The sequence below is a fragment of the Streptomyces sp. NPDC005303 genome (assembly GCF_040607335.1).
In the GTDB taxonomy this organism is placed as follows: Bacteria; Actinomycetota; Actinomycetes; order Streptomycetales; family Streptomycetaceae; genus Streptomyces.
The window spans coordinates 169,025-181,706 of the sequence record NZ_JBEXGM010000005.1; the positions used below are offsets into that span (position 1 = coordinate 169,025).

The window sequence follows — 12,682 nt, forward strand, 5'->3', positions numbered from 1 at the left end:
TTTGCCGAGCTCCGGCCGGGCACCGCCGGGACGAGGCGGCGTGCGGGGGTCGAAGCGCGTCCGTACCGTCCGCAGGCGGGCGACGCGGCCGACGGCCGCGACTTCGAGGCGCAAAAATCACCCGGACGGGAGCGTCAGGAAGTTGACGGGCGTGTGGAGGACGTCGAGAAACGGTCCTGCTGAAGAGTGCGTGCACAGGGGGCAGGGCGCGGTCGGGGACGGACGACGGCGAGGGGAGCGGTTGCCGGTGCACCCGACGGGCGGGACGGCGGCGGTCAACACCTCGGCGACCCACCCGGCGCGCGGCTCCTACGGCCTCGCCGGCGGCTCCATCCACAACGAACGATCCCGACGGACACGCGGGAGCCACACCCCCGCACCTACGCCGATGTCGCTCCCCGGCACGCCGTCCATGTGCTGCGGGGCCGGCCGCGGCCCCTCTAGGGTGATTCCGTGCGCCTGCTGCTGATGTCCGACACCCACCTTCCCAAGCGGGCCAAGCAGCTCCCCGCCCCGCTGCTCGCCGAACTCCCGCATGCCGACGTCGTGTTCCATGCCGGTGACTGGGTGGACACCGCCACCCTCGACCTGCTGGAGAGCCGCAGCGCACGGCTCGTCGCGGTCCACGGCAACAACGACGGACCCGAGCTGCGCGCGCGGTTGCCCGAGGTGGCGTACGCCGACCTCGGCGGCCTGCGCTTCGCCGTGGTCCACGAGACCGGTACGGCCCAGGGGCGCGAGGCCCGCTGTGCCGTCCGCTACCCCGACGCCGACGTCCTGGTCTTCGGCCACAGCCACATTCCCTGGGACACCACCGCCCCCGGCGGACTGCGGCTCCTCAACCCCGGCTCGCCGACCGACCGCCGCCGCCAGCCCCACTGCACCTACATGACGGCGACGGTGGCCGACGGCCGCCTCACGGACGTGACGCTGCACCGCCTGCCGCCGCGGTCAGTTTCGCCCTAGGGACCGCTCGGCCGTGCTCGCGGGCCTCACCGTCGTCCCTGTGTTCGCCCCGCTCGCGGGCATGGCTCCCGTCGGTGGTCGCGTCACCAGCAGGTTCGGCCCCGGCTGCCCGCGGTCGCGGGGCTGGTCGCCACGGGAGGGCTCGCGCTGCCGGCCCGTGCCGGGAACCAGTCGGGGCACGCCGACCTGCTGCCGGCGTTCCTGCTGTGGGGGATCGGCTGCGGGCTGCTGACCCACGCGGTCGTCGCGGCGGCCGTCGCCACGGTCCCCGCCGATCCCTCGGGCCTCGCCGCCGCGGTCGGCAACACCGCACGGCAGACAGGCGGCGCCATCGGCATCGCGGTGACCGGCGCCGTCGCGGGACAGCCCGAGGACCCTACGCGATTCCTGCGGGGCTTCCATGCCGTGGCGCTCGGCTCGGCCTGCGTCTACGCGGTTGCCGCGGCGCCGACTCTGCTGCCGGGCGTGGTGGGATCGAAGCGCCGGCACCCATAGATCCGGGCCGCTCCGAGTGCAGGGGAGACGGCCCGGACGCTGCGAGTGTGCGTTCTCACGGACCTCCTTCCCGATCGGAGGTGGGGTAGGGCTCGGACACCCTTTCCCGTAGTTCGCACCTTACTCCTTCGAGCGCGGTTCACACCTTCCGATTCCGCCCTCTTCCCGACCGACCGGCCGGTCACCGTGGGCGGTACGGGCAGGCCTCACGAGGGCGGGTGGATGGCCCCCGCCGTCGCCGTGAGCGGGGCACCGCTACCGCTCCAGCGCAGCGCGACGATCTCGGCGGCCACCGACACCGCGACCTCCTCCGGGGTACGGGCCCCGAGGTCGAGGCCGATCGGCGAGCGCAGCCGGGCCGACTCGGCCTCGGTCAGCCCCGATTCGGCGAGCCGCTTCATCCGGTCGTCGTGCGTACGGCGGCTGCCCATCGCCCCGATGTACGCCGCGGGCCGGCGCAGCGCCTCCTCCAGCAGGGGCACGTCGAACTTCGGGTCGTGGGTCAGGACGCAGATCACGGTGCGCTCGTCGGTGTCGGTGCCGCCGAGGTAGCGGTGCGGCCAGTCGACGACGACCTCCACGCCCTCGGGGAAGCGCTTCGGCGTCGCGAAGACCGGGCGGGCGTCGCAGACCGTGACCCGGTAGCCGAGGAAGGCGCCGATCCGGGCGACCGCGGCCGCGTAGTCGATCGCGCCGAAGACCAGCATGCGGGGCGGCGGAGCGAAGGAGTGCAGGAAGACGCCGACCGCGTCCTCGCGGCGCTCACCGTGCGGCCCGTAGTGCCGCAATCCCGTCGCGCCCAGGGCGAGTTCGCCGCGGGCGTCGGCGGTGACCGCCACGTCCAGGCCGGTGGTGCCCAGGGTGCCCGAGACGCGGTCCGGCCACACGGCGAGCGTGGCACCGCGGGGTGCGGGGCCGTCGGTCACCGTCGCCACGGTCACCGGGCGGCCCGCACCGACCGACTCCGCGATCTCACCGAACGCGGGATCGCCGGCGGCCGTCACGGGACGTACGAGAAGGGTGATCTCGCCGCCGCAGGTGAGACCCACCGCGAACGCGTGCTCGTCGCTGTACCCGAAGGTCTCCAGACGGGCCTCACCGCTCGCCACGACCTCCTGGGCCAGTTCGAAGACGGCGCCCTCGACACAGCCGCCGGACACACTGCCGACGACCTCGTCGTCCGGGCCCACGGCCATGGCCGCACCCGATTCGCGGGGTGCGCTGCGGCTCGTCGAGACGACCGTGGCCAGCCCGAACGGCACTCCGGCCGTGTACCAGCCGTGCAGCACCGGGAGGATGTCACGCATCGTCGGCTCCTTTCACCAGCGCCGCCGGGCATTTCGGTACGGCTCGGCCCGGATCACCCGGTGCGCCGGCCGGTGCAAGCCTCGCATCCGGGCCGCGAACGGCTCCGGACCGCCACACTCCCAGCCGTCCGGCAGGACCACCACGAACGCCCCGCGCGCCGCGGCCCGGCGGCTCGGGAGCTCCCGCAGCAGCTCACCGGGCCGGGTACCCCCGCCACCGAGCCTCTGACGTCCACGCGCAGGACGACCCGGCGGGGCCGCTCGCCCCGCTCGCGACGAGCATTAATCCGTTGCCGTCGAGCGCGCGCACCTGCTCCACTTCTCATGTCCTTGCCGTCGCACGATCCAGGAGCCGTCATGCGCACTGCGTCCATGTCCCACCCGGAAGGAATCTCCCTCTCTCCAAAGGACATGACGCTTCGTGCACCTGCTCAACCTCGGGATCCTGGCCCACGTCGACGCCGGTAAGACCAGCCTGACCGAGCGGCTGCTGCACTCGGTCGGAGTCATCGACGAGATCGGCAGTGTCGACGCCGGCAGCACACAGACCGACACCCTCGCGCTGGAGCGCCGGCGCGGCATCACCATCAAGTCCGCCGTCGTCTCCTTCGCGGTCGACGACGTCACCGTCAACCTCATCGACACCCCGGGCCACCCGGACTTCATCGCCGAGGTGGAGCGGGTCCTCGGTGTGCTCGACGGCGCCGTGCTCGTCGTCTCGGCCGTCGAGGGCGTCCAGGCGCAGACCCGCGTCCTGATGCGGACCCTCCAGCGGCTGCGCATCCCGACCCTGGTCTTCGTCAACAAGATCGACCGGCGGGGAGCCCGGCCCGACCAGGTCCTGCGAGCCGTCGCCGAGCGGCTCACCCCGGCGATCGTGCCCATGGGCACCGTGGACGCACCCGGCACGCGCGAGGCCCGCTTCCTCCCTGGGATCGGTGCCTACGACGTCCTCGCGGACCAGGACGACGACCTGCTGTCGGCCTATGTCGAGGAACGGGTCGGTGCGGATCTGCTGCGCGGGGCACTGGTCGCGCAGACCCGGCAGGCCCTGGTGCACCCGGTGTACTCCGGGTCCGCTGTCACAGGCGCGGGCGTGCCCGAACTGATCGCCGGAATCAAGGAGTTGCTGCCCGCCGCCGACGGCGACCCCGAAGGGCCCGTCTCGGGCACGGTGTTCAAGGTCGAGCGGGGCCCGGCGGGGGAGAAGATCGCGTACGCGCGCCTGTTCTCCGGCACGCTCGGCGTCCGCGACCGGGTGCCGTTCGGTGAGGCGCGCGTCGAGGGCCGTATCACCGCGATCAGCGTCTTCGACGGCGGCACCGAGACCCGCCGGGAAGCGGTCCCGGCCGGACGGATCGCCAAGCTCTGGGGCCTCAATGACATCCGCATCGGCGACGCACTCGGTGAACCCCGAAAGGCCCACGGTCACTTCTTCGCCCCGCCCTCCCTCGAAACGGTCGTCGTGCCGGGCCCGGACACGGACGCCCGGTCCCTCCACCTCGCCCTGACCCAGCTCGCCGAGCAGGACCCGCTGATCGACCTGCGCCACGACGAGGTCCGTCAGGAGACCTCCGTCTCGCTCTACGGCGAGGTCCAGAAGGAGGTCGTCCAGGCCACGCTCGCCGAGGAGTTCGGCCTCGACGTCACCTTCCGGGAGACCACGCCCCTGTGCATCGAGCGCCCGGCCGGGACCGGCGCGGCCGCCGAGTTCGTCAAGAAGGACGCCAACCCCTTCCTGGCCACCGTCGGCCTGCGCGTCGACCCGGCACCGGTCGGCTCCGGCGTGACCTTCCGGCTGGAGGTGGAGCTCGGCGCGATGCCGTACGCCTTCTTCAAGGCCGTCGAGGACAGCGTGCGCGAAACCCTCGGCCAGGGACTCGACGGCTGGCAGGTCACCGACTGCACGGTCACCATGACCCACAGCGGCTACTGCCCTCGGCAGAGCCACGCCCACCAGGGCTTCGACAAGAGCATGTCCAGCACCGGAGCCGATTTCCGGGGCCTGACCCCGCTCGTCCTCGTCGAGGCGCTGCGCCGGGCGGGCACCCAGGTGTACGAGCCGATGCACCGGTTCCGCATCGAGGCCCCGGCCGACACCCTCGGCGCCCTGCTGCCGGTGCTGGCCGCGCTGCGGGCCGTACCGCAGACGACGCGGACCCGGGGCGACCGGTGTGTCCTGGAGGGTGCGGTGCCGGCCGCCCGGGTGCACGGACTCGAGCAGCGGCTGCCCGGACTGACGCGCGGCGAGGGGGAGTTGGAGAGCGGCTTCGACCACTACGCGCCGGTCTCGCACGGAACCGTTCCGCGACGCCCACGCAGTGATCACAACCCCCTCAACCGCAAGGAGTATCTGTTGAACGTGACACGTCGAGTCGGCGGGTGAGGCGGCAGATGCGACGAAAGTGAAACTTACTCATCAGTCAGATGGTGTTGACGTTGTACCGAAATGGTCGGACTGTAATGGACATGCCGAATAAACGCGCACGTCTGCTCGTTGTTCTGGTTGTCCTCTGTGGATTCCTGACGTTCGCGGGCGCCCGGCCCGTCCCCGCCGACGCCCTCGCCAACTCCCTCTCCTTCGACGACACCCCCCTCACCGTCCAGAACGGACGGTTCGTCGACGGCAACGGCCGAGAGGTCGTGCTGCGTGGCTACAACGTCTCCGGCGAGACCAAGCTCGCCGAGAACAAGGGCCTGCCCTTCGCCTCCGTCGCCGACGCCAGGAAGTCGGCCACCGCGCTCAGAACCCTCGGCGGAGGCAACTCCGTGCGCTTCCTGCTCTCCTGGGCCTACGCGGAACCCGTGAAGGGGCAGGTCGACACCACGTACCTGGCGAACGCCACCGCGCAGATGCGGGCGTTCCTCGACGCGGGCATCCGGGTCTACCCGGACTTCCACCAGGACCTGTACTCCCGCTGGCTGTTCAACTCGGGCAGTTGGTACACCGGCGACGGCGCTCCCGCGTGGGCGGTCGCGCTCGGCAACTACTCCGCCGAGTCCTGCGGCATCTGTCTGGTGTGGGGTCAGAACATCACCCAGAACGGCGCGGTGAAGGCCGCCCAGTACGACTTCTGGCACAACAGGTACGGCCTCCAGGACTCCTTCCTGGCCACCGCCCAGAAGACCATGGCGTACCTCAAGGCGAACCTGGCCGCCGAGGAGTTCGCCGGAGTCGTCGGCTTCGACCCGTACAACGAGCCCTACGCCGGCACCTACGACTCCGGGCAGAACAGCCGCACCTGGGAACGCGACCTGCTGTGGCCCTTCTACGTGAAGTTCCGGGCCCGGATGGACGCGGCGGGCTGGACGGACAAGCCCGCGATGGTCGAGCCGAACCTCTTCTGGAACGGCAACGTCAGCAACGAGGAGGGCGGCCTACTCGACGTCGGCACGCTCGGCTCCCGGTATGTCTTCAACACCCACTTCTACGACCAGAAGGCCATCTCCGGCATCCTGATGTGGGGCAACGCGTCCGACGGCCAGTACGTCGGCGACTTCGGCACGGTCCGCGACCGTGCGGCGGCGGCCGGGACGACGGCCGTGGTCAGTGAGTTCGGGCACCCGCTGAACGGCTCGACCGCGGGCAAGACGCCCACCGTCCTCAAGGCCATGTACCAGGCCCTCGACTCCCGGGTGAAGGGCGCCAACTGGTGGTCCACGCCCGCCGGTTCGGGGCCGGTCCTCTCCGGCACGCAGTGGCAGTGGGACATCTACAACGGCCGCCACCACGAACTGATGAACGACAATCCGGACAAGGTCATGACCTCGGGCGACGCCTGGAACGACGAGGACCTGTCGGCCGTGAAGCTCGACGACTCGGGGACGGCGGTGCTCCGCCAGGACGCCCGCCTCCTCGACCGGGTCTACCCGAGCGCCACCTCCGGCACCTCGGTCGCCTTCACCTACGAGGACCGCTCACGGGACGGCTCCACCACCCTGACCTGGAACCCGGTGCCGAGCAGCCTGCCCAACGTGTCCTCACTGGTCGGGTCCGGCCAGTACTCGGTGCTGGTGTGGCGCTCGGGAAGCGGCTCGGCGCCCACGGAACTCCACCTGCCCGCCACTTTCCCGACCGCGACCACCACCGTCGTCTCCGACCTGGGCACGGTGTACGGCCCGCCCGCGTACAGCTCGTCCACCCCGGTCGGCGCGGCGCCGGAACCGGGCGGCACGGGCAGCCGCCGCCTGCTGCTCACCGACTCGGACTCCGGCGTCCTGCACTACGCGCTGGTGACCAACGGGCCCACCTCGCCCTCCGCGTCCGCGCTGAGCGCGGCCAAGGCCGAACTCGCCACGTGGGTCAGCCAGAAGCTGGGGTGATCACCACGGTGTGTGACAGCCGGGCCGGGTGTGTCTCCATGACGGGGCGTACCCGGCCCGACTCCGTCTCCATCGCAGCGGCTGCAGGCACCGCCGCTGACGACGCCCCGGCCCACGAGGCGACCAAGCCGTCGGTCTGGTGCCGGGGCGGTGTCGGCTCCGTCCGGAGTCGCAGGGTTCCTCCGGTTCGGGCTGGCGGGACAGGGTCGGTAGGGCATCCGGGGGGCGTGTCGGCTTCGCCCGGAGCCGAAGGTTCCCCGGTTCGCCCCGCCGGTAAGGGTCGCGCGGGCACCCCGGCGGTGGGGCTGCACGCCGGGGTGCCCGCGGTCTTCGGGCCGGTGACGGCGGACGTGTCCTACGAGGACGGGCTCGTCCAGTTCGCGGCCACGTGGCCCAGCCGCACCCGCTGCGGATGGTCGCCCACCGGCACGGACACCGTCTTCTGTCCGGTCGCGAAGTCGATCGCGGTGACCTGGTCGGCGCCGCTCTCGGACACGACACAGCTCTTGCCGTCGCCGCTGACGGTCGCCCAGTAGGGCTTCGAGGCGGGGACGAGCGGGCCCTCCTGGAGGGTGGTGCGGTTCACGACGGTCGCGTAGTCGTCCATGGTGCCCGCGACGCACAGCTTGCTGCCGTCCGGGCTCATCGAAAGACCGTGGTGGCGGGAGTCGTTGACCATGGTGGTGCGGTCGTCGCTGGTCGCCGGGTTCTTCGGCAGGGTCTTCGTGCGGGTGATCTTGTCGGTGGCGACGTCGTACTCGAAGAAGCCGTTGAAGAACGACACCTGGAAGTACAGCTTGGACTCGTCCGGCGAGAACACCGCGGGGCGGACGGCGTCGGAGTAGTCCGTGAGGCCGATCGCGTCCAGCTTGTCCCGCATGTCGATGGTCTTGACCTGCTTGTAGGTGGTCGCGTCCACCACCGTGATGTGCCGGTCGCCCTTCGTCCAGTCCAGCCAGGGCGCGTCGGAGTCGGTGTTCACGTCACCGATCGCCATGTTCCAGATGTACTTGCCGTCCCTGGTGAAGATGTTCTCGTGCGGCTTGTCCCCGGTGGCGAACGAGCCGAGCTGGTCACCGGTGTTGATGTTCAGCACGTGCACGGTGTTCGCGGTGGAGGCGGACACCGCGACCCGGGTGCCGTCGGGGGAGACCGCCATGTGGTCCGCCCGGTAACCCGAGACCTTGAAGCGCCAGTTGATCTTCCCGGTGGCCAGGTCGATCGACACCACGTCCGCGAAGCTCGGCCGTGAGACCACCACCGACCTGCCGTCCGGCGTGGAGTACATGTCGTCGACGAACTGGTCGTGCCCCTCGCCGACGCTGTTGCGGATCGCCATGAAGTAGATCCACTTGATCGGATCGGCGTTGATCTCCGCCATCCGCGCGTCCTTGTCGGGGACGACGTTGATCCGGCCGATCTTCGCCAGGTCGCCGGAGGACTTGATGACGTCGGCGGTGCCGTCCCAGTTGTTGCCCACGAACAGCACCTCGCGCAGGGCGGCGGTGTCCGCGGCGGAGGCGGCGGTGGCGGTGGCGGGGACGGTGGCGGTCAGGACGACGGCGGCGGCCATGGCACACAGGTGTCTGGGCTTGAGAACAGGCATGACGGGTCTCCCTCTGGGCGGCTCATGACGGGGGCATGCCAAGACGGCAAAACTGAAGACGCGTGCTTTCAGAGTTAACTTACTGCAAAGTAAGGAAGGGGGGCCCTTCTCCACAAGACTGCGTACACGACAAACTTGGCGCTCATACGGGAGGCCGGACACTCCGGCCCGGACAGGAGGTGCCGTGACGGGCAGGCTCAGGGCCCCGACCGGTCGCTACGGCGGCAAGACGGCCGCGGAGCGGCAGGCCGAGCGGCGCCGCCGTTTCCTGGACGCGGCACTCCAGCTCTTCGGGGACGCTCCCGGCTACCGCGCCACGACCGTCGCGGCCCTCAGCGAGGCCGCAGCCCTTTCCACACGCCAGTTCTACGAGGAGTTCCGCACCCTCGAGGACGTCCTGGCCGCGCTTCACCTCGAGGTCAACGACTGGGCGACGGCGGCCGTGGTGACCGCGGTGACCGACGCGGACCACCTGCCGCTCGCCGAGCGCGCGGCCGCGATCTTCCGCGCGTACGCGGCGAACGTCACGTCCGATCCCCGCCGGGTGCGGATCACGTTCGTGGAGATCATCGGCGTCAGCGCACGGCTGGAGGAGCAGCGGCTGGCCCGTCGGGCGCACTGGGTCGACCTGGTCTGCGCCGAGGCGAACCGGGCCGTCGCGCGGGGGGAGGCGGCCCAGCGGGACTACCGGCTCGCGGCGACCGGGTTCATCGGCAGCGTGAACGGGCTGCTGCACGACTGGAGCGCCGGGTGGGTGGACGCGACGCTGGACGAGGTCGTGGAGGAACTCGTGCGACAGCTGTTGGGGATCCTTCAGCCGACGGGGTGGCAGCCGGCCCGGGGATGAGCGCGGCGGCGGTCGCGTGCGGTGCCGCCGTTGCCGACCGTGCGGCTCGCAACGTTCGTGGGAGACCAGGGTGACCTCGGGCCGGCCCGAGCCGGGGCGTCCCCGACCTGCCCGCACGCCGGACCGTATGGCGCCGCAGGCGGCCGTCCCGCGCGAAAGGCCGTTGTTCTCAGGCCAGTTCACCCGTGTCGCATCCGTTGACTTCACCCTCCCGTGGCTCTAGCTTCAGCGCGCACGATGTTCGAATCACCGGTCCAGGTTCGATATATCGACCGGGCATTGGTGTTCCCCCCGCTGAAGGAGCCGCATGTACCCCCCGCCGCGAACGACCCGCAGAGGTCTCGCAGAACGCTTCCGAGCCGCGGCCGTCCGCGCTCTCGTCCTCGCCCTGACCGCCGCCGCCGCGCTGCTCTTCGCCCAGCCGGCCCCCGCGCAGGCGGCGACCGCTCGGCAGATACCGGTGCCCTCCGCGCCCATGGGCTGGGCCTCCTGGAACAGCTTCGCCGCGAAGATCGACTACGGCGTGATCAAGGCGCAGGTCGACGCGTTCGTCGCGTCCGGGCTCCCGGCGGCCGGGTACAAGTACATCAACATCGACGAGGGCTGGTGGCAGGGCACCCGCGACAGCGCCGGGAACATCACCGTCGACGAGTCCGAGTGGCCCGGCGGCATGAAGGCCATCGCCGACTACATCCACGGCAAGGGCCTCAAGGCCGGCATCTACACCGACGCGGGCAAGGACGGCTGCGGCTACTACTACCCGACGGGCCGCCCCGCCGCCCCCGGCTCCGGCAGCGAGGGCCACTACGACCAGGACATGCTCCAGTTCTCCCGGTGGGGCTTCGACTTCGTGAAGGTCGACTGGTGCGGCGGTGACGCGGAGGGACTCGACGCGAAGACGACGTACCAGTCGATCAGCGACGCGATCGCCAGGGCCACCGCGACCACGGGCCGCCCGATGACCCTGTCGCTGTGCAACTGGGGCCGGCAGAACCCGTGGAACTGGGCGCCTGGGCAGGGCGCGATGTGGCGGACCAACGACGACATCATCCTCTACGGCAACAAGCCGTCGATGACGAACCTGCTGACCAACTACGACCGCAACCTCCACCCGACCGCCCAGCACACCGGCTACTACAACGACCCGGACATGCTGATGGTCGGCATGGACGGCTTCACCGCCGCCCAGAACCGCACCCATATGAACCTGTGGGCCGTCTCCGGAGCCCCGCTCCTGGCCGGCAACAACCTGGCCACCATGACCACCGAGACCGCGAACATCCTCAAGAACCCCGAGGTCATCGGCGTCGACCAGGACCCGCGCGGCCTCCAGGGCGTCAAGGTCGCCGAGGACACCACCGGGCTCCAGGTCTACGGCAAGGTCCTGTCCGGCACCGGCAACCGCGCCGTCGTCCTCCTCAACCGCACCTCCGCCGCCCAGAACATCACCGTCCGCTGGTCCGACCTGGGCCTGACCAACGCCAACGCGACCGTCCGTGACCTGTGGGCGCGGGCCGACGTCGGCTCGTACGGCACGGGTTACACCACCAGCGTCCCGGCGGGCGGCTCGGTGATGCTCACGGTCACCGGCGGCACCGAGGCCGCGAGCAGCACCTACACCGGCACGTCGAGCTTCTCCGGTGTGGTCGCCGGGAACACCGGGATCAAGACTGTGGACATCGCCTACACCAACACCGCCTCCACGGCCCGCACCGCGACCCTCAAGGTCAACGGCCAGGGCGCGACCACCGTGTCCTTCCCGCCCACCGGCTCCTCCCAGGCCACCGTCTCGGTCCAGGTCGCCCTGTCCAAGGGCTCCTCGAACACGCTGACCTTCACGGGCGCCCCGACGCTCGCCGACATCACGGTCCGCCCGCTGCCCGGCACCAACAGCACCCTCGCCGTCGGCACCCAGTCCGGTCGCTGCCTGGACCTGTACGACAACACCATCGGCAACGGCACCCAGGCCGAGCTGTGGGACTGCAACGGCGGCCAGAACCAGCAGTGGACGTACACCTCCCGCAAGGAACTCGTGGTGTACGGCAACAAGTGCCTGGACGCCTACAACCTCGGCACGACCAACGGCACCAAGGTCGTGATCTGGGACTGCAACGGCCAGAACAACCAGAAGTGGAACGTCAACAGCGACGGCACGATCACCAACGTCAACGCCGGTCTCTGCCTGGACGCCTACGGTGCGGGCACGACCAACGGGACCCAGATGGTCCTGTGGTCGTGCGGCGGCCAGGCCAACCAGAAGTGGACGCTGAACTGATCTAGCCCTGCCGGGCGGCGGACACCGCCGCGTCGACGGTCTGCTCCAGCAGCGTGGCTATGGTCATCGGACCGACCCCGCCCGGCACCGGCGTGATCAGCGAGGCCCGCTCCACCGCGGAGTCGAAGTCGACGTCACCGACGTTCCCCGCGTTGTACCCGGCGTCGACGACGACCGCGCCGGGCTTGATGTCCTGGCCCCGGATCAACCGGGGCCGGCCCACCGCGGCGACCACGATGTCCGCCTCCCGTACGGCCGCCGACAGGTCCGCCGTACGGGAGTGGCAGTAGGTCACCGTGGCGTCCCGGGCGAGCAGCAGCATGCCGGCCGGCTTGCCGAGGATCGCGCTGCGGCCCACGACCACGGCCCGCTTGCCGGCCGGGTCGACGTCGTACTCGTCGAGCAGTCGCATGATGCCGCCGGGTGTGCACGACACGAAGCCCGGCAGTCCGAAACTCATCGTCGCGAAGGACGCGAAGGTGACGCCGTCGACGTCCTTCTCCGGAGCGATCGCCTCGAACGCCGCCCGCTCGTCGATGTGCGGGCCCATCGGGTGCTGGAGCAGGATGCCGTGTACGGTGGGGTCGGCCGACAACTCCCGCAGCGTGCCGACGAGTTCCTCGGTGGTCGTGGCCGCGGGCAGCTCCACGTGCCGCGACTCGATACCCGCCTTGCGGCAGCGGTTGCGCTTCATACGGACGTAGGTGACGGAGGCGGGGTCCTCACCGACCAGCACCGTCGCGAGACAGGGCGCCCGTCCGGTGCGCTCGGTGAGGTCGGCCGCCCGCTTGGCGGTCTCCTCGAGGATGCGCCCGGCGAGTGCGGTGCCGTCGATGAGCCGTGCCTGAGACATGATCCACTCC

Annotated in this window: 9 protein-coding genes; 5 read left to right on the forward strand and 4 right to left on the reverse strand. The window is 70.7% G+C overall.

Annotated elements, in window-relative coordinates; translation table 11 throughout:
• The first annotated feature begins 453 nt into the window (after window positions 1–453).
• A complete protein-coding gene (locus ABZT93_RS10570; protein ID WP_356101831.1) occupies window positions 454–966 on the forward strand; it encodes a metallophosphoesterase in 513 nt (170 codons plus the stop codon).
• A 701-nt stretch (window positions 967–1,667) separates the two neighbouring features.
• Here the strand turns inward: ABZT93_RS10570 and ABZT93_RS10575 are convergent.
• Both ABZT93_RS10575 and ABZT93_RS10580 read right to left on the reverse strand, forming a co-directional pair.
• The gene (locus ABZT93_RS10575) at window positions 1,668–2,768 is read right to left on the reverse strand and encodes an XdhC/CoxI family protein (protein ID WP_356101833.1); all 1,101 of its coding nucleotides are present in this window, start codon (window positions 2,766–2,768) and stop codon (window positions 1,668–1,670) included.
• Between the two features lie 12 nt (window positions 2,769–2,780).
• On the reverse strand, window positions 2,781–2,960 hold the full coding sequence (locus ABZT93_RS10580; protein ID WP_356102218.1) for a VWA domain-containing protein: 180 nt from the start codon (window positions 2,958–2,960) through the stop codon (window positions 2,781–2,783).
• A gap of 229 nt (window positions 2,961–3,189) precedes the next feature.
• Between ABZT93_RS10580 and ABZT93_RS10585 the strand changes: the two genes are divergently transcribed.
• Both ABZT93_RS10585 and ABZT93_RS10590 read left to right on the forward strand, forming a co-directional pair.
• Window positions 3,190–5,154, forward strand: coding sequence for a translation factor GTPase family protein (locus ABZT93_RS10585; protein WP_356101835.1), 1,965 nt, complete (start codon window positions 3,190–3,192; stop codon window positions 5,152–5,154).
• Window positions 5,155–5,231: 77 nt separating this feature from the next.
• Window positions 5,232–7,091: a cellulase family glycosylhydrolase gene (locus ABZT93_RS10590; protein ID WP_356101837.1), complete on the forward strand. Its 1,860-nt coding sequence runs from the start codon at window positions 5,232–5,234 to the stop codon at window positions 7,089–7,091.
• A 355-nt stretch (window positions 7,092–7,446) separates the two neighbouring features.
• Here ABZT93_RS10590 and ABZT93_RS10595 read toward each other — a convergent pair whose 3' ends face one another.
• Entirely contained in the window at window positions 7,447–8,697 is a 1,251-nt protein-coding gene (locus tag ABZT93_RS10595; protein WP_356101840.1) for a YncE family protein, read from the reverse strand.
• A gap of 184 nt (window positions 8,698–8,881) precedes the next feature.
• Between ABZT93_RS10595 and ABZT93_RS10600 the strand changes: the two genes are divergently transcribed.
• Together ABZT93_RS10600 and ABZT93_RS10605 are read left to right on the forward strand one after the other, a co-directional pair.
• Complete coding sequence (locus ABZT93_RS10600) at window positions 8,882–9,544, forward strand: TetR family transcriptional regulator (RefSeq protein WP_356101842.1); 663 nt, start codon at window positions 8,882–8,884, stop codon at window positions 9,542–9,544.
• 307 nt (window positions 9,545–9,851) lie between these two features.
• Window positions 9,852–11,819 carry an RICIN domain-containing protein gene (locus ABZT93_RS10605; RefSeq protein ID WP_356101844.1) on the forward strand — a complete coding sequence of 656 codons (1,968 nt, stop codon included), beginning with the start codon at window positions 9,852–9,854 and terminating at the stop codon, window positions 11,817–11,819.
• A 1-nt stretch (window position 11,820) separates the two neighbouring features.
• Here ABZT93_RS10605 and ABZT93_RS10610 read toward each other — a convergent pair whose 3' ends face one another.
• Entirely contained in the window at window positions 11,821–12,672 is an 852-nt protein-coding gene (locus ABZT93_RS10610; protein ID WP_356101846.1) for a bifunctional 5,10-methylenetetrahydrofolate dehydrogenase/5,10-methenyltetrahydrofolate cyclohydrolase, read from the reverse strand.
• Window positions 12,673–12,682 lie beyond the last annotated feature (10 nt).